This window comes from Streptomyces sp. NPDC059668 (assembly GCF_042734135.1).
In the GTDB taxonomy this organism is placed as follows: Bacteria; Actinomycetota; Actinomycetes; order Streptomycetales; family Streptomycetaceae; genus Streptomyces.
Genome location: NZ_JBHWEL010000118.1, coordinates 1 through 19934, shown reverse-complemented (window position 1 = coordinate 19934; position 19934 = coordinate 1). Strand labels below are relative to the sequence as shown.

Below are 19934 nucleotides of genomic sequence, written 5' to 3'. Positions count from 1 at the left end.
CCGGTGTGTCGAGGCCGTCGCCGCTGGATCAGACGTCGGCCGGGCATGCGAGCCGTTGCTCGATCCGGGCGTAAGCGACGGCCTGCGACACACCGGCACGGCCCCTCGCGTGGCACGGGCCCCTGCGGGTGGGTGGGGCAGTGGGTGGAAGTGGGGGAGTGTGACGATGCGGTGCGGGGCGCCTACGGGTTCTTGGTGGGTGTTGCGGGGGGTGGCGTGGGCGCGTCTCGGTGGGAGGGGGACGACTGGGCCATCGCCTGGGCGGTGTTGGAGACGGCCTTGATGCCCAGGTAGGCCGTGGTCATGCTGCTGACGGCGGTGAAGGCCGCGGTGAGGACGCCGATGATGACGGACTTGTCGCCGTCCAGGCGCCAGACTCCGAAGATCGCCACGCCGGCGATCGCCAGATTGCTCAGGAGGACCGCCTGGAGTCCGTAGCGGGCGCGATACCGCTCCAGGTCGAGTTCACGCACCGGCGCCTGCCGCTTCGCCGCGGTCTGCGGTTTCGGCTCGCCCTTGAGTAACACCATGGGTTCCCTATCCCCGGACACCGTGTCCTGCACGGTGCATGCCAAGTTCAGGGCTGCACCATACGATGAAGGGCCCCGTCCGACGGACGGGGCCCTTCATGTGGTGGCTGGGGCCGGGGTCGAACCGGCGACCTATCGCTTTTCAGGCGATCGCTCGTACCAACTGAGCTACCCAGCCACGAGGTTTCGAGGAAACCTCAGCGGTCCTGACGGGATTTGAACCCGCGGCCTCCACCTTGACAGGGTGGCGAGCACTCCAAACTGCTCCACAGGACCAAGCTGTTGCGTGCGACGCGTGAACAGTGTCGCACACGGTGTTGCGTGCCCCCAACGGGATTCGAACCCGTGCTACCGCCTTGAAAGGGCGGCGTCCTAGGCCGCTAGACGATGAGGGCTATCGGCCCGCCTGGGCGCTTCCTCAGCGCGTCGGGGACGTGAGAAGCATATGGGATGGCGGGAGGTATCGCCAAAACGGTTTACGGGGCGGTGCCGGAGGGGCTGGAGGAAAGGGTGGGAGGGGTGGCCGAAGGGGTGCGGGACGGCGGGGAGCTGGGCGGGGTGGTCTGGGGGGCGCCCGGGCGGTTCTCCTCCGGGAGGTGCCGGCTGACCTCCGCCGTGGTGAGCCCGAGGCCGCCCAGTTCGATCTCGTCCCAGGCCTGGAGGCGGCGGGTGTCCCGGTCGAGGTAGAGGACCGAGGCCTCGATGGGGTCCGGGTAGGTGCCCTCGATCGCGCGCAGACCGCTGCCGCCCGTCGAGCCCTCGACGCGCAGGCGGGTCCCGTACTTCATGACCTCCGTCTGTTCGTGGTGCAGGTGGCCGGCCAGGACCAGGGGGACCTCGCCGTCCGTCAGCCGGGCCGCCGAGGGTTCGTGGGCGATGGCGATGTCGACGGGGGTGCCCGCGGCGCGCTGGTCGCGCAGGGAGGAGGCGAGGCGGGCGCCGGCCAGTTCCTCCGCCGCGCCGCCGCCGGGCGCGACCGAGCGGTCGGGGGTGAACTGGGGGTCGCCGATGCCCGCGAAGCGCAACCCCGCCACCGTGAGCGCGCGGCCGTCGTCCAGGACGTGCGCGTTCTTCATGCGTTCCAGATAGCGCTGGGTGAGAGGGCTGTCGTGGTTGCCCCGGACCCACACGTACGGCGCGCCCAGGTCCGCGATCGGGTCCAGGAAGCCGTTCTCGGCCGAGGTGCCGTGGTCCATGGTGTCGCCGGAGTCGACGATCACGTCGATGTCGTACTGCTTGACCAGCGACGCGATGATCTTCCAGCTCGCCGGGTTGAGGTGGATGTCGGAGACGTGCAGGACCCGGATCGTGGTGGGGTCCGGCTCGTAGGTCGGGAGCGTGGAGGTGACGTCGTACAGCTTCGTCACGTTCGTCACCAGACGGGCCAGTTCCTTCTGGTAGACGTCGAACTCGCTGACGATGTTGCGGGCGTTGCCGACGAGGGAGGGGGCGGAGGAGAGCAGGCCCGAGAACCTGGGTTCCAGCACCGAGTCCGGGTTCCAGGTGGCGAAGGCCGTGGCGCCGGAGGCGGCAAGCAGGGTGAGGGCCAGACCGCCGGCGGCCAGGGCGCGGCGCGGCCGGCGGTAGACCCCGAGGCCGAGTGCCGTGGCCCCGGAGACGACCGCGACGCAGGACCGTACCGCCAGGTCGAGCGTGCCGTGCTCGACGTCGTGCGCGACCTCGTCCTGGAGGCCCGAGAGGCGCTCCGGGTGGTCGACCAGGGCCTGCGCGCGGACCGGGTCGAGCTGGTCGACGTTGACGTCGAGCCGGACGGGGGCGACGTGGCTGTCGAGTTCGAGGGCGCCCAGCGGGGAGACGTTTATCTTCGTGCCGCCGGTCACCGACGGGCGCAGGGTCATCGTGGTGTTCATCGGGCCGACCGGGACGCGCACGTCGCCCACGATGAGCAGGCCCAGCCAGGCGCCGAGCAGGACGACGGTCATCAGGCCGAGGGCCCTGGTGTACGGGGACGGCTGCTGGACGAGTTCCAGGGCCACGGGACGGGTGCGGCGGGTATGCGGTCCGGCTCGGGCGGGCGGTCCCCCGTCCCGGGAGGGTCCGGTGCCCTCCGTGTCCCGTCCGGGGCCGTCGCCGACTCTCGTACGGAGCGGTCGTGCCGGACAATGGCCGTGTGCTGGAGATGACGCGCGAGGAGTTCGAGGAACTGGTCGCCGAGTCGTTGGACCGGATTCCGCCGGAGCTGACACGGCTGATGGACAACGTGGCGGTGTTCGTCGAGGACGAGCCCGACCCGTCCGACCCGGAGCTGCTCGGGCTCTACGAGGGGACTCCGCTGACCGATCGCGGGGAGTGGTACGCGGGGGTGCTGCCGGACCGGATCACGATCTACCGGGGGCCGACCCTGCGGATGTGCGCGACCCGGGAGGACGTGATCGCGGAGACCGAGGTGACCGTGGTGCACGAGATCGCCCACCACTTCGGGATCGACGACGAGCGGTTGCACGCGCTCGGATACGGGTGAGCCCTCCGGCGGGCGGGCGCCTTGCCGCGTGTCCTCTTGCGGGCGGCGGGAGTTGGACAGGGGGACTCCCCGAACTTCCCCGGGCTCTCGGCAGCGATCGAGCAGGGGAGACCCCAACCGGAGGTGGCTGCCCGTGCGCGCCCTGTACGTACCTGTCCGTCTGGCCGCCACGGTCGTCGTCGTGGCGGCCGCCGCGGGCTGCATGAGCGTGGGTGACGACGCGGGCCGCCCCGGGCCCGCGCACTCGGCGGGGCACCGCGACGGCGGGGCACCGGGCGGTGGATCCGGGGGCGGCGGGGGCGGCGGCGGCTTCCACGGGGGCACGCGGGCGAAGGGGGGTGCCCCGGAGCGGCCCGGTGAGTCGCGTTCCGGGGAGGCGTCCGCGTCCGCGTCGGCGTCCGGCGCGGCGAAGCCGTCCGGCGGGTCGAGCGGGAGCGGGGACGGGAAGGGGCGGCCGGAGCGGTCCGGTCCGTCCGGCGGTGTGCCCAGTCCCACCCGCGCGACGTCCGATCCGACGCCACCGCCCCCGCCTCCCCCACCGCCCTCGTCGCCGTCCCCCGAGCCGAGTACGGCGGAGCCGTCGTCGTCCGCGCACGAGCAGGGCACCCAGATGCTGGACCGGGAGCCGGCGCCGCGGGCCGGGGAGCCTGTCCTGCGTGGCCGGGAGGTGCTGCGGTGGAGAGCGGGCCGGTGAGAGGGACCGGTGAGAACCGGTGAGAACCGGTGAGAGGTGGCCGGGAGGAGGGGGAGGCGAGGGGCGCGGAAGGCGAGACGGGAGGGACGGGGAAGGGGACGGGGAAGAGGCCGAAGAGGCCGGGGAGGAGGGCCGGGAATAGGTTCGAGGGCGGCGGTGTTCCTCTTCCCGTACGCGCCTGACCTGGCTTTTTGAGGTCAGTTTGCCTTCAGGGGTGAGGGGTGCGTATGGTAGTAGATCGTTTGATCCCATTTGCCCGGCGCCAACGCAGAGAGCGCCGCGTGGCGCGTACTCTCCCTTGCCGTGGCCGGACCGCATAGAGGCGGTCGATTGCGACTTCACGGAGTTTGGGCGCGTGCCGTAGAACTCCGGAAGGTTCGCATTTCGCATGTCTGTTTCCAGTACTGATCACGTCGTCGTGCCCGAGAACAACGAGGGCGACAACATCGAGGGCGTCGAGGCCGCTGTCGTGGCCTCCGTCGAGACCCCGGAGGCCGTCGAGGCCACCGAGTCCGCCGACGCCACCCCCGAGATCACCTTCGCCTCCCTCGGTCTCCCCGAGGGCGTCGTCCGCAAGCTCGCCCAGAACGGCGTGACCAGCCCGTTCCCGATCCAGGCCGCGACCATCCCGGACGCCCTGGCCGGCAAGGACATCCTGGGCCGCGGCCGCACCGGCTCCGGCAAGACCCTCTCCTTCGGTCTGCCGACCCTGGCGCAGCTCGCCGGCGGTCACACCGAGAAGAAGAAGCCCCGCGCGGTCATCCTCACGCCGACCCGTGAGCTGGCCATGCAGGTCGCCGACGCCCTCCAGCCCTACGGCGACGTCCTCGGCCTGAAGATGAAGGTCGTCTGCGGCGGTACGTCGATGGGCAACCAGATCTACGCCCTGGAGCGCGGCGTCGACGTCCTCGTCGCCACCCCGGGCCGTCTGCGCGACATCATCAACCGTGGCGCCTGCTCGCTGGAGAACACCCAGATCGCCGTCCTCGACGAGGCCGACCAGATGTCGGACCTGGGCTTCCTGCCCGAGGTCACCGAGCTGCTCGACCAGATCCCGGCCGGCGGCCAGCGCATGCTGTTCTCCGCCACGATGGAGAACGAGATCTCCACGCTGGTCAAGCGCTACCTGACCAACCCGGTGACGCACGAGGTCGACAGCGCCCAGGGCAACGTCACGACCATGTCGCACCACATCCTCATCGTGAAGCCCAAGGACAAGGCGCCGGTCACCGCCGCGATCGCCTCCCGCAAGGGCCGCACGATCATCTTCGTCCGCACCCAGCTGGGCGCCGACCGCATCGCCGAGCAGCTGCGTGACGCCGGTGTGAAGGCCGACGCGCTGCACGGCGGCATGACGCAGGGCGCCCGCACCCGGACGCTGGCCGACTTCAAGGACGGTTACGTCAACGCGCTCGTCGCGACCGACGTCGCCGCCCGCGGTATCCACGTCGACGGCATCGACCTGGTCCTGAACGTGGACCCGGCCGGTGACCACAAGGACTACCTGCACCGCTCCGGCCGTACGGCCCGCGCCGGCCGCTCCGGCACCGTCGTGTCGCTGTCGCTGCCGCACCAGCGCCGTCAGATCTTCCGGCTGATGGAGGACGCGGGCGTCGACGCCGCGCGTCACATCATCAACTCCGGTACGGCCTTCGAGCCCGAGGTCGCCGAGATCACCGGCGCCCGGTCGATGACCGAGGTCCAGGCGCAGTCTGCGGGCGACGCCGCCCAGCAGGCCGAGCGCGAGGTCACGCAGCTCACCAAGGAGCTGGAGCGCGCGCAGCGTCGCGCCGCCGAGCTGCGCGGTGAGGCCGACCGTCTGGTCGCCCGCGCCGCCCGTGAGCGCGGCGAGGACCCGGAGACCGCGGTCGCCGCGGCCGCGGAGGCCGTGATCGAGCAGGCCGCGGCCGAGGTTCCCGCCGAGGTGCCGGCCGCCGTCTCCGAGCAGCCCGCGGAGCGTTCGTCCTACGAGCAGTCGCGTCCGCGTCGTGACGAGCGGGGCAACTACGAGCGTCGTGACAACGACCGTGGTGGGTTCCGTCGTGACGACAACCGTGGCGGCGGCTTCAACCGCGACGACCGCGGCCCCCGTCGTGACGACCGCCGTGACGGCGACCGTGGTGGCTTCCGCCGCGACAACGACCGCCGGGACGACCGCGGCGGCCGCTCCTTCGAGCGTCGTGACGACAACCGTGGCGGCGGCTTCAACCGCGACGACCGCGGCGGCCGTTCTTTCGAGCGTCGTGACGACAACCGTGGTGGGTTCCGTCGCGACGACAACCGTGGCGGTGGCTTCAACCGCGACGACCGCGGCAGCCGTGCCCCCGAGCGTCGTGACAACGACCGTGGCGGATTCCGCCGTGACGACCGCCGTGACGGCGACCGTGGTGGCTTCCGCCGCGACAACGACCGTGGCACCGGCCGTTCCTTCGAGCGTCGTGACGACAACCGTGGCGGCCACCGCGGCAGCGACCGTCCCTTCAACCGTGACCGTCAGGGCGACCGTCCCTCGGGCGGCGGCTTCCGCTCCGGCAGCCACGACCGTCCGTACGGCCGCCGCGACGACCACCGCGGCACCGGCACCGGCCCGGGCACCGGCGGCGGTTCCTTCCGCCGCGACGAGAAGCCGCGCTGGAAGCGCAACGGCTGATCCGGCGGACCTGTCCGGTCGGTTGACGGCCGTACGCAGCCAGGCCTGAGAGGGGCCCGTACGACACTCCGGTGTCGTACGGGCCCTTCGGCGTTTTTATTCGCAAGTGCCTTGTCGCAGGCGGCTGTTAATCTCCGGCGCGTGGATCAGCGGTCCGGTGGGTGCCGGGCTCAGAGGGAGGGGATCCGTTGTCTCGTCATGCCATCTCCAGAGGTGCGGCGGCGGTCGTGCTGGCATCGTCCGTCGCTGTCGTCGCCGTACCGTGGACGGCCGTTGCCGCGGAGAACCGTGCGCCGTCGCAGCCGGAGCTCTCCGAGCTGACGACCGGGAGCGCCGCGTGCGCGAGCGGCGAGGCGCGGTCGTACGTGCGTACGCGGCCGACGCTGGGTGCCGTGGTGCGGGACCCGGACGCGGAGCCGGTGAGCGCCCGGTTCGAGGCGTCGTGGACGGACGGCGCGGGGGAGCGACAGGTGCGCACGGCCGACACGGGGTCCAAGGCGAGCGGATCCGTCTTCCGGTGGACCGTGCCGGACGACGTACCCGCGTTCACCGAGGTGAGCTGGCGGGTGCGCGGGTTCGACGGGAAGAGCTGGGGGCCCTGGAGCTCCGACGGTGAGCGCGGGTCCTGCGCGTTCGTCTACGACACCGAGGCACCGGCGAAGCCCTCGGTGTCGTCGCCGGAGTACCCCGACGACACGCAGAACTGGCACGACGGGGTCGGTGCGTACGGCACGTTCACCGTCGACTCCACGTCCGACGACGTGGAGTCGTACCTCTACACCTTCCTCGGTGAGCGGCAGCAGACCGTGCGGCCGGCCGAACCGGGCGGTCCGGTCGTGCTGCGCTGGATGCCGCGGTCGTCCGGTGTGAAGTCGCTCTCCGTGCAGGCGGTCGACCGGGCGGGCAACGTGAGCGCGCCCCTCACCCATCAGTTCCGGGTGGCGAGCGGCCGTACACCCGTCGCCGCCTGGAAGCTGGCCGATGCCGCCGGGTCCACGCAGGCGGCGGCCGAGGCGGGCGGCCGGGCCGCGACGGCGGGCGGCGGGGTCTCCTTCGGGGCGGCGGGTCCGGCCCGGACGGCGGTTTCCGGTGCGGTGGAGCTCGACGGGTCCGCCGACGCGTATCTGACGACCGGGGCGCCGGCCGTGGACACCGCGGGAGCCTTCGCGGTGAGCGCCTGGGTGCGGCCGGACGCGCTCGGCGGCGACGGCATGACGGCGGTGGGGCAGGACGGCGACGGCGTGGCCGCGTTCGGGCTGGGCGAGGTGAGCGGCGCCGACGGCGGCCGGACGTGGTCGTTCGCGGTGGGCGGGGACCGGGTGCGGGGCGGCGCCCCCGAGACCGGCGAGTGGGCGCATCTGGCCGGTGTCTACGACCCCGTGGCCGGAACGGCGCGGCTGTACGTGAACGGGGTGCTCGCCGGCACGGCCGAGGGCGTCACCGTCCCGGGTGGCACGGCCGCGACGGGCGGCCTGCGCATCGGACGACCGCCCGGCACCGGCGGGAACTGGCACGGCGCGCTCGCCGACGTCCGGGTCTGGGACCGGGTCGTCGTGGACGACGAGGTGGCCGCCGCGGCGAAGCGGGCGGTCGTGAGCAAGGGGTACTGGGAGCTGGACGAGGCAGCCGACGGCGGCAGCCCGGAGCGGGACGGGGGAGCGGCTCTTCGCCTCGGCGGGGACGCGACGATCCGTCAGGTCACGGGTCCCTGCGATCCGCTCGACCCGGACTGCGTGCCCGGGAGCGACCCGATCGCCGGCACCGGGGACCTGGCGCTGGACGGTGACGGGGACTTCGCGGCCACCGACGGCGCGACGCTCGACACGGGCGACAGCTTCTCGGTCGCGGCGCAGGTGCTGCTCGACGACGCGGCGCAGGACCGGACGATGACCGTCCTGTCGCTGCCCGGGGAGCACGGCACCCTCGCCTCGGTCCGGTACTCGGGCGAGCTGCAACGCTGGCAGATGGTTCTGGCGGAGGGGGACGCGACGGGGGCGGAGACGACCACGGTCACCGCCGAGAACGCGCCGGCGTACACCGGATGGGTCCAGCATGTGGCACTGGTGTACGACGACGGGACGGACGAGATCCGGCTGTACGTCGACGGTCAGCTGTCGGCCCGGACCGCCTGTTCCTACGCCTCGAAGGTCACCGGCGCCCTCCAGGTCGGCCGGTCCCTGACCGCCGACGGCTGGGGTGAGTACGCGGAAGGCCGGGTCGACGAGGTGCACGCCTACGCCGGTGCGCTCACGCAGACCGAGATCGCGCAGCTGGCGGCAGGGGCCACGGATGTCTGAGTGGTTCGGTGCGGGCCCGGAGAGGGCTCGTTCCGGCCCGGTCACGGTCGAGTTTCGGCCGTAGTGCGGCGCATGTCATGCCCCCGGCAAGGGAATCGCTGGGGGCATGACAGATGACGCCAAGGCGAGTGGGCTGTCGGACGAAGAACGGCTTGCCCAGCTCGGCTATACGCAGGTTCTGGCCCGCCGCATGTCGGCGTTCTCCAACTACGCGGTCTCGTTCACGATCATCTCGGTGCTCTCGGGCTGTCTGACGCTGTATCTGTTCGGCATGAACACCGGCGGTCCCGCCGTGATCACCTGGGGATGGGTCGCGGTCGGACTGATGACGCTGTTCGTCGGACTGTCGATGGCCGAGATCTGTTCGGCCTATCCGACCTCCGCCGGGCTGTACTTCTGGGCCCACCGGCTGGCCCCCGAGCGTTCCGCGGCGGCCTGGGCGTGGTTCACGGGGTGGTTCAACGTCCTCGGGCAGGTCGCGGTCACCGCGGGCATCGACTTCGGCGCGGCGTCGTTCCTCGGGGCGTACCTGAACCTCCAGTTCGACTTCGAGGTGACGCCGGGCCGCACGGTCCTGCTGTTCGCCGGGATCCTGGTCCTGCACGGGCTGCTCAACACGTTCGGCGTGGGGATCGTCGCCCTCCTCAACAGCATCAGCGTGTGGTGGCACGTCGTCGGGGTCGCCGTCATCGTCGGCGCGCTGACCTTCGTGCCGGACCACCACCAGACGGCCGGTTTCGTGTTCACGAAGTTCGTGAACAACACGGGCTGGGGCAGCGGGGTCTACGTCGTCCTCGTCGGACTCCTGATGGCCCAGTACACGTTCACCGGGTACGACGCCTCCGCCCACATGACGGAGGAGACCCACGACGCGTCGACGGCCGGCCCGAAGGGCATCGTGCGGTCCATCTGGACCTCGTGGATCGCGGGCTTCGTCCTGCTCCTCGGCTTCACCTTCGCCATCCAGTCGTACGACAAGGAGCTCGGCTCGGCGACGGGCGCGCCGCCGGCGCAGATCCTGCTGGACGCGCTCGGCGCCACGTCCGGGAAGCTCCTGCTGCTGGTCGTGATCGGCGCGCAGCTCTTCTGCGGCATGGCGTCGGTGACGGCCAACAGCCGCATGATCTACGCCTTTTCGCGGGACGGCGCACTGCCCTTCTCGCGCGTCTGGCACACGGTGAACCCGCGCACGCGCACCCCCGTGGCGGCGGTCTGGCTGGCCGCGCTGGGCGCCCTCGTGCTCGGCCTGCCCTATCTGATCAACTACGCGGCCTACGCGGCCGTGACGTCGATCGCGGTCATCGGCCTCTACGTCGCGTACGTCATCCCGACGTTCCTGCGGGTGCGCAAGGGGGAGGCCTTCCAGCGCGGGCCGTGGCACCTGGGCCGCTGGTCCCGGCTCATCGGGGTGATCGCGGTCGGCTGGGTCGTCGTCATCACGGTCCTGTTCATGCTGCCCCAGGTCTCCCCGGTCACCTGGGAGACCTTCAACTACGCGCCGGTCGCCGTGCTCGTCGTCCTCGGCTTCGCCGCGGCGTGGTGGACGGCCTCGGCCCGGCACTGGTTCCTCAACCCCGACCACGCCCGCACCCGGGCCCGTGAGGCGGCGCGCAAGGGTGCGCCCGAACCGGTCGATCCGTAGCGTTGTGCGTGGTTGGTCCCCGGCCGCGCGCGCTTCCGGCGCGGCCGGGAGACCGATACCCGATCGGAGTCCCGGCCTCGTCCGGCTATGCTCGGGGATGCGTCGGCGCGGGATGCGTGCGGGCCGGCGCGTGGACCCTTAGCTCAATTGGCAGAGCAGTGGACTTTTAATCCATTGGTTGTGGGTTCGAGTCCCACAGGGTCTACCGACAAGCCCCAGGCCGGATCATCCGGCCTGGGGCTTCGGTGTGTTGGGGGCGGCGGGGCTCAGCCCGCGGTGAGCTCCGGCAGCGGGAGCGTGTGCTGGGTCTGGAGGACCTTGGCACGGAGGTAGCGCACGTTGTGGTCCGTGGTGAAGACGCCCGTCGGCACACGGTGGGAGACCTCGATGCCGAGGTCGCGGAGCTGCTCGGCCTTGTCGGGGTTGTTGGAGAGCAGGTCCAGGGAGCCGACGCCGAGGGCCCGGAGCATCTGGGCGGCCGCCGTGTAGTCGCGGTCGTCCTCGGGCAGGCCGAGGGCGGCGTTGGCGGCGTAGGTGTCGAGGCCCTGGTCCTGGAGGGCGTACGCGTCGAGCTTGTTGTAGAGGCCGATGCCGCGGCCCTCCTGGCGCAGGTACAGGAGCACGCCGCCCCGTTCCGCGATCCGCTCCACCGCCTCGCGCAGCTGGGGGCCGCAGTCGCAGCGGGCCGAGCCGAAGACGTCCCCGGTCAGGCACTCGGAGTGCAGTCGCACCAGCGGGTTCGCGCCCACCTCTCCGAGCACGACGGCGAGGTGTTCGCGGCCGTCCGCCAGACCGTGGAAGGTGACCAGCTCCGCGTCGACCGAGTAGCCGTCGCCGAAGCGCAGGGGCACGGCGACGCGGGTGCGCACCGTGGCGGTGGGGAAGTCGCGCATGTTGTCTCTCCGGTCCAGCGGGTCGGTGGCAGTGGTGTCCCGGGGCTGTGTTTCATATTTGAAGCACACCCTCGGAAAGCGACCGTACAGGATGCTTTAAACTTCAAGCAACACTTTCGGGGGAGATGGGCCGACCGGGGCTCACCCGGCTCACTCGGCTCCCCCGTCCGCGCCGTCCGCGCCGTCCGTACGTCCTCAGGAGGAACGCCGCCGCCATGGCAGATCTTCCCCCTGGACCCCGGGACCTTCCCCCTGGATGCCGCGGGTGACGCTCGCGCAGATCTCCTCCAACTGCCCCACCTGCTCCGGGGTCAGCCGGTCGAAGAGCGCCGTGCGCACCTGCTCCACGTGCCCGGGCGCCGCCCGTTCCAGGACGGCCATGCCCTCGTCCGTGAGGACCGCGACATGACCGCGCCGGTCCGTGGGGCAGCCCTCCCGGCGCACCAGGCCGTCGTTCGCCAGCCGGGTCACGCCGTACGTCAGCCGGCTGCGGGTGATCTTCAGGACCTCGGCGAGGTCGGTCATCCGCAGCCGCCGCTCCGGGGCCTCGGACAGCATGGCCAGGATGGAGTAATAAAGGTGGGGCATGCCGGCCTCCGCCTGGAGCTGCCGGTCGATCGTGTCCTCCAGGAGCGAGACGGCGGCGATGTACGAGCGCCAGGCGCGTTGCTCGGCGGGGGTGAGCCAGCGGGTCGTCATGCCACCAGTCTAGGTATTGTTTAAAAGTTGAACCACTGCTGGACGCCGAGGCTGGCGCCGGCGCCGACATCAACTCGACCACCTACTCGACCACCTGCTCAAACACCCACTCAAACACCTGCTTGAGTCATGAGCAGCCCAGAGCGCGCAGCTCGGAGCCGGAGGCAGCGTCCCATGCCCCATCCCTACGTCCTGTTGTCCGCCGCCGTCTCCCTCGACGGCTTCCTGGACGACACCGGCCCCGAACGGCTGCTGCTCTCGGGTCCGGCCGACTTCGACCGGGTCGACGAGGTGCGGGCGTCCAGCGACGCGATCCTGGTCGGCGCGGGCACCATCCGCTCCGACAACCCCCGGCTCCTCGTCAACTCCCCCGAGCGACGGGCGGCCCGGGTCGCCGCGGGCCGTCCCGCCTACCCGCTGAAGGTCACCGTCAGCGGGTCCGGCGACCTCGACCCCGACGCGCAGTTCTGGCACACCGGCGGCGAGAAGATCGTCTACACCACGGACGAGGGCGCCGTACGGGCCGCCGGTGTCCTGCGCGGTGCGGACGTCGACGTGGTGGCTACGGGGGCCGAGCTGGACTGGCGCGCCGTGCTCGAACACCTCCATGACGTACGGGGGGTGCGGCGCCTCATGGTCGAGGGCGGCGGCCGGGTGCACACCCAGCTGATGGGCCAGGGGCTGGCCGACGAGCTTCAACTCGCCGTCGCGCCGCTCTTCGTCGGACAGGCGGACGCGCCGCGGCTGTTCGGGCCCGGGGGATACCCGCCCGGGCGGCTGCGGCTGGTGGAGACACGGGCGGTGGGAGACGTCGTCCTCATCCGCTACGTCCCCACGGCCCCCGGCACCGGCGGGCTCGCCGCGGCCGCGGACCGGCACTGGCTGGGGGTGGCGTGCGAGCTGGCCGCGCTGTGCCCGCCGTCGCGGACCGCGTTCAGCGTGGGCGCGGTCGTGGTGGCCGCGGACGGCACCGAGCTGGCCCGCGGACACTCGCGGGAGGGAGGCGACCCGGTCGCGCACGCCGAGGAGGCGGCCCTCGCCAAGATCGCTGCCGGAGATCCGCGGCTGGCGGCCGCCACCGTCTACAGCAGTCTGGAACCGTGCGCCCGACGGGCCTCGCGGCCCGCGCCCTGTGCCCGGCTGATCCTCGACGCGGGCGTGCGCAGGGTGGTGACCGCCTGGCGGGAGCCGGACACCTTCGTGGCCGGCGCGGACGGGAACGGGCTGCTGGCGGCCGCGGGGGCGGACGTCGTCGTGCTCCCGGAGTTCGAGGAGCGGGCCACGGCGCCCAACCGGCACCTTCTCGGCACCCCCTGAGGAGAGAGCTCCGGCGGCCGTGTGCCCTTGCCGCCCCGCTCGTGGACGGTCGCGAGCGGGGCGGACACACGGGGAAGAGCGGGGGGACCGGAGTGGGGGACCGGAGGGAGAAGAGGCCTGGTCGTGGGGTGTGCGTGAACAGGTGTGCTCGGGGGGTCGAACATGGCGTACACTGGTTTCAACGACGCGGGGTGGAGCAGCTCGGTAGCTCGCTGGGCTCATAACCCAGAGGTCGCAGGTTCAAATCCTGTCCCCGCTACTCAAGGCCAAGGGCCGGAACTCGGATTCACGAGTTCCGGCCCTTGGTGTTTCCGCGCCCGCGCTGCTTTCGGCCTCCTGCGTTGCTGGTTCCCGGCGTTTCCCGTCCCTGGTCCCTCCGACGGCCCGCACGGAACCGAGGGCGGAGCTGAGGGCGAAACCGAGGGCGAAATCAAGGGCGGAGCCGAGGGACGTCCCCCGGTCGGTCCACACCGCTGGCCCCCTCCGCCCGCTCCGGGAAACCTGGACGGGTGGGGCAGCGAGGAGGTGCGCAGCGGGCCGAACGGCCCTCCGACCGGCCGGCCGGACGGCTGCCCGGCGGTCCCGCGCCCGATCCGGGGCCACGGGACGGACGGCCGCCGGACCCGGGAGCGCCGGACGTCCCCCGCATCTCGCGCGCCTGGACGCTGGTACGGGCGCTGCCGGTCCTGCTCGTCGTCGTCGCGGTGGTCTACGACTGGCTGACCCCGCCCGACTTCACCGCGGCCCCGCTCTTCACCGCCGCCCCACTCGTCGCCGCGCCGCTCCTCTCGCTGCGCGGCACCCTCCTCACCGGGGCCATGACGCTGGCCGCGCTGCTCGCCTGCCGACTCAGGTTCGGCCTGCACATGGGCATCGGCTCGATCACCGAGGTCGCCACGGTGGCGACCGTCACCGCCCTCGCCGTCCTCATCAACGTCCTCGTCCGCCGCTCGGACGAACGGCTCGCCTCGGCCCGCCAGATCGCCGAGGCGGCTCAGCGCGCCGTGCTGCCGGAACCCGAGGGCCGGATCGGCGGCCTGGAGGTCGCGGCGCGGTACGAGGCGGCCCAGGCGGGCGCGTTCATCGGCGGTGACCTGTACGCGGTGCAGGACACTCCGCACGGCGTACGGCTGGTGGTGGGTGATGTCCGCGGGAAGGGCATGGGCGCCGTGGCCGCCGTCGCCGTGGTCATCGGCGCGTTCCGCGAGGCGGCCGAGCAGGAGGCGACGCTGGAGGCGGTCGCGCAGCGACTGGAGCGGGCACTGGTCCGCGAGGGCGCCCGGCGCGGGAGCCTGGACGCCTTCGAGGGGTTCACCACTGCCGTCCTCGCGGAGATCCCGCACGGGGGAGACGTGGTCCGGGTCGTCAACCGCGGCCATCCGTCACCGCTGCTCCTGCACGCGGACGGCACGCTGTTCACGCTGGCCGCCGCGGACCCCGCGCTGCCGCTCGGCATGGGCGAACTGGGCTGCTGGCCCGACCGCGCGCAGCGGGCGGACTTCCCGCCCGGCTCCACGCTCCTGTTCCACACCGACGGCCTGTCCGAGGCGCGGGACAACCGCGGCCACTTCTACGAACCGGCCGAGCGGCTCGCCGGACGGACCTTCCGTGATCCCGAGGCCCTGCTGACCGCGCTCGCGGAGGGCGTCCGCCGGCACACCGGCGGCGCCCTGGCGGACGACATGGCGCTCCTCGCCGTCCGGCGCCCCATGGAGCCGGCAGGGATTCCCGGCCGTTGTCACCAGGGGTAGTCGGACGCTGCCCCTCCGCATAGCAGCTGACGCACCGTCAAAACGGTGCCGGAAGCCGGGCCGGGCCAACTCGCCCGCTTTCCCCCGGTCATGCCCCGTAAGTCCTGGCCAAGAGAGCGCAATGATCAGTACGAACGGCTTGGAATCCGGTACCCGAGTCTATTAACGTTCGATAACGCAGCGCGGTCGTCCCAGCCGTCACAAGAGATGGCTCCGTGCGCACGCGCCGAATCCCGCGAGGGAACCGGGGAACCACCAACTTGGGGTGAATCGAGCGTCTTTCACGGTGGAGACACCGTGGGTTGACGCGCGTAGGAGACCTTCCTGCTCCGAACCCGTCAGCTAACCCGGTAGGCGAGAAGGAAGGAAAGGAGCGCGCCCACGTGGCGTCCAACCGGCCTGCCCAGCCCACTTCGTTCGCGCCGAACGACCCCCAGACTTTCGGTCACGTCCGCGGCGACGACGAGGGCCCCTGGGAGGAGTGGAACCCCACCGCGGATTCCATCGCTCCCGTCCGCGGCCGGCACCGCGTCTCCAAGCAGCGCGGAGGCGGACTCGCCCGCAGCTCCACCGTTCTCGGCGTCGGTGTCCTGGCCGCCGTCGGCGCGGGTGGCATCGCCACCGCCTCGCCCGGCAAGCCGCCCGTGTCGATCTCGCTGCCGGACCTCTCCTCGGTCACCCAGTCGGCCAAGGCCCTGATATCCGACGGCGGTTCCAGCGCGCCTAAGGGCTCCTCCACCCCGCTCACCGGCGCCGGTCTCACCACCGCCGACGCCGCGCAGGGCAACGCGGACGCCGGTGAGGCGCTGCGTGCCCGCATCATGGAGCAGGCCGAGTCCCAGCAGGACCAGGTCGACAGCGCGGCCCAGGCCGCCGCCGAGACCGCCGCCGCGAAGAAGGCCGTCGCGCTGGCCGCCGAACAGCAGGACGAGGCCAAGGCCAAGGAAGCCGCCGCGAAGAAGAAGGCGGACGCGGAGGCCAAGCAGAAGGCCGAGGCCGCGCGCCTCGCGGAGCTCGCCAAGAGCTACTCGCTGCCGACCTCCTCGTACACCCTGACCTCCCGCTTCGGCGACGCCGGATCCATGTGGTCCTCCGGGTATCACACCGGTCTCGACTTCGCCGCCCCCACGGGCACGCTGATCAAGGCGATCCACAGCGGCACCGTCACGGAGGCGGGCTGGGCCGGCGCGTACGGCTACCGGACGATCCTCACCCTCGACGACGGCACGGAGCTGTGGTTCTGCCACCAGTCGTCCATCAGCGTCAGCGTGGGGCAGAAGGTGGCCACCGGCGACGTCATCGGACGGGTGGGCGCGACCGGCAACGTGACCGGGCCGCACCTCCACCTGGAGGTCCACCCCGACGGCGGCGCCGCGATCGACCCGATGGCATGGCTGCACAGCAAGGGCATCAACCCCTGATCCGCCGCCCGCCGTGCACACGGCGGGCGCGGAATGCAGTCGTCCGGTACGACTGTTGAAATGGGGTATGACTCCTCTCCGCAAGCTCGGTTCCTCCGACATCGAGGTCTTCCCGCTCGCCCTCGGCGGCAACGTCTTCGGCTGGACCGCCGACGAGGCGCAGTCCTTCGCCGTCCTCGACGCGTACGTGGCCGGGGGCGGCAACTTCGTCGACACCGCCGACAGCTACTCGGCCTGGATCCCCGGCAACAGGGGCGGTGAGTCCGAGACGATCATCGGCAAGTGGTTCGCCGCGCGCGGCAACCGCTCCGACGTCGTCCTCGCCACCAAGGTCGGCGCACATCCCCAGTACAAGGGGCTGGCCCCGGACACCATCAGGGCGGCGGCCGACGCGTCGCTGCGCCGGCTCGGCACGGACTACATCGACCTGTACTACACCCACTTCGACGACACCTCGGTCCCGGTCGAGGAGATCATCGGCACCCTCGACGAGCTCGTCGGCGCCGGCAAGGTCCGGGCGATCGGCGCCTCCAACCTCTCCGCCGAGCGGCTCACGGAGTCCCTGGAGTTCTCCGACCGCGAGGGCCTCGCGCGCTACGCCGCACTCCAGCCCCACTACAACCTCGTCTCCCGCGACACCTACGAGGGCCCGCTCCAGGAGGTCGCCTCCCGGACCGGACTCGCCGCGGTCCCTTACTTCGCCCTCGCCTCCGGCTTCCTCACCGGCAAGTACCGTCCGGGCACATCCGTCGACTCGGCGCGGGCCGAGGGCGCGGGCAAGCACCTGGAGACGGAGCGGGGCCGGCGGGTCCTCGACGCCCTCGACGAGGTCGCCCGGGCCCACGACGCCCAGGCCGCCACGGTCGCCCTCGCCTGGCTCGCCGCCCGGCCCACGGTCGCGGCCCCGATCGCTTCCGCACGGACGGTCGAACAGCTTCCGGCGCTGCTCGCGGTCGCGGACCTCACCCTGAAGGACGACGAACTCGCGCGGCTGACGGAGGCGTCGGCCTGAGCGATCCGCTCCGCGGCCCGGGCCCCGCTCAGGACCGGTAGGGGTCGTACGCCGGCCGGGGCGCGGCCGGGGCCGGATCCTCGCGGCCGTCCCGTCTGTCCCGTCCGTCGCGTGCGGACGGTTGCGCCGGAACATGGCCGACACCGTAGCCGTAGCCGTAGCCGTAGCCGTACGCGGGCCATGCCGGCGGCGGCACCGGCAGGGCCGGGGCGGTCACTCGTGCCGCGTACGCGAGCGAGGGACGGGCGGCCTCCCGGCGGCCCCACAGCTCATGGAGCAGCTCCCGCTCCCGTACGACGTAATCCGGGCCCGCGCGGCCGCTGCGCCCCCGGTGCCGCAGGAACGCGAGCGAGGTCGCGCAGGCCTCGTACCGCGCGACCGACCGCGCCGCCGCCCTGCCGAAGTGACGGGCCGCGTACTGACGGGCGAGCCGCCGTGCGCGCATCGAACCGAGCACGTACGGCTCGGGCGGGGTCAGCCACCCGGCGACGGCGTACGCGGGGAGTTCGGCGCGGACGGTCCTCAGCTCACGCTGCCGCGTCCAGACGACGAGGAAGGTGAGCAGTCCGAACGCCGGCACCATGAACGCGCCGTACACCGCGAAGAAGCCGTACTCGCCGAAGCTCGACGAGCCGTTCCACATGGCGTGCATGCCCATCGCGAGCAGCAGTCCGACCAGGGGCAGCAGGACACGGCGCAGCCGCCTGCGTTCGGCGGACAGTGCCGCGACACCGAAGCCGATGCCGGTGAACACGGTGAACAGCGGGTGCGCGAAGGGCGCCATCACGACCCGGACGAAGAAGGTCGCGGCGGTGACGGAGGCCAGTCCGCGTTCGCCGCTGAGCTGGTCCGTGCCGAAGGCGTTGCCGAGGTAGAGGATGTTCTCGGTGAAGGCGAAGCCGGTCGCGGTGACCCCGGCGATGACCACCCCGTCGACGATCCCGGTGAAGTCCCGTCTGCGGAAGAGGAAGACCAGCAGCACGGCCGTGGCCTTCGCGGACTCCTCGACGATCGGGGCTATGACCGTCGCGCCGAGCGTGTCCGCGCCCGACGGGTCGGCGGTGGCGGTCGCTATCCACCGGGTCGCGAAGCTGTTGGCGACGATGGCTATCAGCGCCGCCGCGCACGCGCCCCAGGCGAACGAGAAGAGCAGGTTCCGCCAGGGGCCCGGCTCGACCCGGTCCAGCCAGCGGAATGCGGCGAGCAGGAGCGGCACGGGCAGCACGGCGAGGCCGAGACCCACCAGGAATCCCTCGGTACCGGTCTGCCGGCGCACCAGGGCCAGGATGACGAGACCGGAGAGCGCGAGCAGGGTGATCAGCGCGCCGTACCGGACCCTGCCCCACGTTCTCGGCTGCGCTCGAGCAGAGAGGTACCCCCGTCTCCGCCACCAGTGCGGATGCCGCGACGCACCGGCGGCGGGCGCGCCGCCGGGGTGCGGGGGGTACGCGGGAAAGGTGGCCACGGCATTGACCCTAACGAGGCGGGGGCGGTGCCCGCGACGGTGCCGGAGGCGGTCCGCAGAGGGTGTCAGTCGCCCGAAGTGTGCTGCTCCCGGTGCTGTACGCGCCGGAAGAGCAGGTCGTTCACCACATGACCCTTCTCCAGCCCCTGGCCCTCGAAACGGGTCAGCGGCCGGAAGTCCGGACGAGGCGCGAAACCGCCGTCCGGCGCGGTGTTCTCGAAGTCCGGATGCGCGGTGAGCACCTCCAGCATCTGTTCGGCGTACGGCTCCCAGTCGGTCGCGCAGTGCACCAGCGCGCCCGGCGCGAGGCGGGTCGCGGCGAGGTCGAGGAACTCGGGCTGGATCAGCCGGCGCTTGTGGTGGCGCTTCTTGGGCCACGGGTCGGGGAAGTACACGCGCAGTCCGCTCAGCGCGTCCGGCGGGAGCATCTCGCGGAGCAGGATGATCGCGTCGCCGTTGCCGACCCGGATGTTGGCCAGTCCGTCCTGGTCCGCCAGGTTCAGCAGGTTGCCCTGGCCGGGGGTGTGCACGTCGACGGCCAGGATCCCCGTCCCCGGGTCCTCCGCGGCCATCCGCGCCGTGGCCTCGCCCATCCCGAACCCGATCTCCAGGACGACGGGAAGGTCGGCGCCGAACAGCTCGGCCAGGTCGATGATCCGCTGCCCGTCGATGTCGAGACCCCACTTGGGCCACAGCCGCTGGAGGGCGTCCGCCTGCCCGGCCGTCACCCGGCTCCGGCGCGGCTGGAAACTCCGGATCCGCCGCTCGAAGTGCGACCCGGCGGGATCGGGCTTCGGACCGTCGGGGAACCGGGGCTCTCCCTTGGCACGGGGGTGCTCCCGCGGGGTGTCGCGGGCGGGCTGGGGCTCTTCGGGGGAGCTGCTCAGGAACTCAGACACAATGCGTCGATTTTACGACCAGGTCCGGCACGCACCGTCCGCTGCCGCCGCAGGACCCGCGTATCGGCCTGAAGGGCCTCGTCCTCAAACGCCGGACGGGCTGGAGATGCGGGCCTGCGTAATCAGGGTGCTGAAAGGCTGACGCCGAGGGCGGGCATTTCAGCCCGTCCGGCGTTTGAGGA

14 protein-coding genes, 5 tRNA genes and 1 riboswitch are annotated in these 19934 nt (G+C 72.0%); of the genes, 10 read left to right on the top strand and 9 right to left on the bottom strand.

The window, feature by feature from the left end; translation table 11 throughout:
• Positions 1–182: 182 nt before the first annotated feature.
• From ACFV2J_RS40950 to ACFV2J_RS40930, 5 genes are all read right to left on the bottom strand, one after another.
• Positions 183–530: a hypothetical protein gene (locus ACFV2J_RS40950; RefSeq protein WP_385086016.1), complete on the bottom strand. Its 348-nt coding sequence runs from the start codon at positions 528–530 to the stop codon at positions 183–185.
• A gap of 101 nt (positions 531–631) precedes the next feature.
• Positions 632–708, bottom strand: a tRNA-Phe gene (locus ACFV2J_RS40945).
• 23 nt (positions 709–731) lie between these two features.
• Positions 732–806: transfer RNA gene (locus ACFV2J_RS40940), tRNA-Asp, on the bottom strand.
• Positions 807–852: 46 nt separating this feature from the next.
• Positions 853–925: transfer RNA gene (locus ACFV2J_RS40935), tRNA-Glu, on the bottom strand.
• An 81-nt stretch (positions 926–1006) separates the two neighbouring features.
• Entirely contained in the window at positions 1007–2473 is a 1467-nt protein-coding gene (locus ACFV2J_RS40930; protein WP_385086042.1) for a metallophosphoesterase, read from the bottom strand.
• A gap of 188 nt (positions 2474–2661) precedes the next feature.
• Here ACFV2J_RS40930 and ACFV2J_RS40925 point away from each other — a divergent pair, with 188 nt between their 5' ends.
• From ACFV2J_RS40925 to ACFV2J_RS40905, 5 genes are all read left to right on the top strand, one after another.
• Positions 2662–3012, top strand: coding sequence for a metallopeptidase family protein (locus ACFV2J_RS40925; protein ID WP_385086018.1), 351 nt, complete (start codon positions 2662–2664; stop codon positions 3010–3012).
• Positions 3013–4094: 1082 nt separating this feature from the next.
• A complete protein-coding gene (locus tag ACFV2J_RS40920) occupies positions 4095–6356 on the top strand; it encodes a DEAD/DEAH box helicase (RefSeq protein WP_385086020.1) in 2262 nt (753 codons plus the stop codon).
• Positions 6357–6583: 227 nt separating this feature from the next.
• A complete protein-coding gene (locus ACFV2J_RS40915; RefSeq protein ID WP_385086022.1) occupies positions 6584–8653 on the top strand; it encodes a LamG domain-containing protein in 2070 nt (689 codons plus the stop codon).
• A gap of 106 nt (positions 8654–8759) precedes the next feature.
• Entirely contained in the window at positions 8760–10295 is a 1536-nt protein-coding gene (locus ACFV2J_RS40910) for an amino acid permease (RefSeq protein WP_385086024.1), read from the top strand.
• Positions 10296–10427: 132 nt separating this feature from the next.
• A tRNA-Lys gene (locus ACFV2J_RS40905) sits at positions 10428–10500 on the top strand.
• A 61-nt stretch (positions 10501–10561) separates the two neighbouring features.
• Here ACFV2J_RS40905 and ribA read toward each other — a convergent pair.
• Positions 10562–11188: a GTP cyclohydrolase II gene (gene ribA / locus ACFV2J_RS40900; RefSeq protein WP_385086026.1), complete on the bottom strand. Its 627-nt coding sequence runs from the start codon at positions 11186–11188 to the stop codon at positions 10562–10564.
• A 195-nt stretch (positions 11189–11383) separates the two neighbouring features.
• Positions 11384–11887, bottom strand: coding sequence for a MarR family winged helix-turn-helix transcriptional regulator (locus ACFV2J_RS40895; RefSeq protein WP_385086028.1), 504 nt, complete (start codon positions 11885–11887; stop codon positions 11384–11386).
• A 174-nt stretch (positions 11888–12061) separates the two neighbouring features.
• Between ACFV2J_RS40895 and ACFV2J_RS40890 the strand changes: the two genes are divergently transcribed.
• From ACFV2J_RS40890 to ACFV2J_RS40870, 5 genes are all read left to right on the top strand, one after another.
• A complete protein-coding gene (locus tag ACFV2J_RS40890) occupies positions 12062–13204 on the top strand; it encodes a dihydrofolate reductase family protein (RefSeq protein ID WP_385086030.1) in 1143 nt (380 codons plus the stop codon).
• 185 nt (positions 13205–13389) lie between these two features.
• Positions 13390–13463, top strand: a tRNA-Met gene (locus ACFV2J_RS40885).
• Positions 13464–13713: 250 nt separating this feature from the next.
• The gene (locus ACFV2J_RS40880) at positions 13714–14955 is read left to right on the top strand and encodes a PP2C family protein-serine/threonine phosphatase (protein ID WP_385086032.1); all 1242 of its coding nucleotides are present in this window, start codon (positions 13714–13716) and stop codon (positions 14953–14955) included.
• A 214-nt stretch (positions 14956–15169) separates the two neighbouring features.
• Positions 15170–15327: riboswitch (cyclic di-AMP (ydaO/yuaA leader) on the top strand.
• Positions 15328–15338: 11 nt separating this feature from the next.
• Positions 15339–16376: a M23 family metallopeptidase gene (locus tag ACFV2J_RS40875; RefSeq protein WP_385086034.1), complete on the top strand. Its 1038-nt coding sequence runs from the start codon at positions 15339–15341 to the stop codon at positions 16374–16376.
• A gap of 67 nt (positions 16377–16443) precedes the next feature.
• Positions 16444–17388 (top strand): aldo/keto reductase, encoded by a 945-nt coding sequence (locus tag ACFV2J_RS40870; RefSeq protein WP_385086036.1) that lies wholly within the window; start codon positions 16444–16446, stop codon positions 17386–17388.
• Positions 17389–17416: 28 nt separating this feature from the next.
• Here ACFV2J_RS40870 and ACFV2J_RS40865 read toward each other — a convergent pair whose 3' ends face one another.
• Together ACFV2J_RS40865 and trmB are read right to left on the bottom strand one after the other, a co-directional pair.
• A complete protein-coding gene (locus tag ACFV2J_RS40865) occupies positions 17417–18853 on the bottom strand; it encodes a PrsW family intramembrane metalloprotease (RefSeq protein ID WP_385086038.1) in 1437 nt (478 codons plus the stop codon).
• A 65-nt stretch (positions 18854–18918) separates the two neighbouring features.
• A complete protein-coding gene (gene trmB, locus ACFV2J_RS40860; RefSeq protein WP_385086040.1) occupies positions 18919–19752 on the bottom strand; it encodes a tRNA (guanosine(46)-N7)-methyltransferase TrmB in 834 nt (277 codons plus the stop codon).
• Positions 19753–19934 lie beyond the last annotated feature (182 nt).

Bases quoted from the DNA above. Each gene is read 5' to 3' on its own strand.
- ACFV2J_RS40950 (WP_385086016.1), bottom strand. From the start codon at position 530: ATGGTGTTACTCAAGGGCGAGCCGAAACCGCAGACCGCGGCGAAGCGG.
- ACFV2J_RS40930 (WP_385086042.1), bottom strand. From the start codon at position 2,473: ATGACCGTCGTCCTGCTCGGCGCCTGGCTGGGCCTGCTCATCGTGGGC.
- ACFV2J_RS40920 (WP_385086020.1), top strand. From the start codon at position 4,095: ATGTCTGTTTCCAGTACTGATCACGTCGTCGTGCCCGAGAACAACGAG.
- ACFV2J_RS40910 (WP_385086024.1), top strand. From the start codon at position 8,760: ATGACAGATGACGCCAAGGCGAGTGGGCTGTCGGACGAAGAACGGCTT.
- ribA (WP_385086026.1), bottom strand. From the start codon at position 11,188: ATGCGCGACTTCCCCACCGCCACGGTGCGCACCCGCGTCGCCGTGCCC.
- ACFV2J_RS40895 (WP_385086028.1), bottom strand. From the start codon at position 11,887: ATGACGACCCGCTGGCTCACCCCCGCCGAGCAACGCGCCTGGCGCTCG.
- ACFV2J_RS40890 (WP_385086030.1), top strand. From the start codon at position 12,062: ATGCCCCATCCCTACGTCCTGTTGTCCGCCGCCGTCTCCCTCGACGGC.
- ACFV2J_RS40870 (WP_385086036.1), top strand. From the start codon at position 16,444: ATGACTCCTCTCCGCAAGCTCGGTTCCTCCGACATCGAGGTCTTCCCG.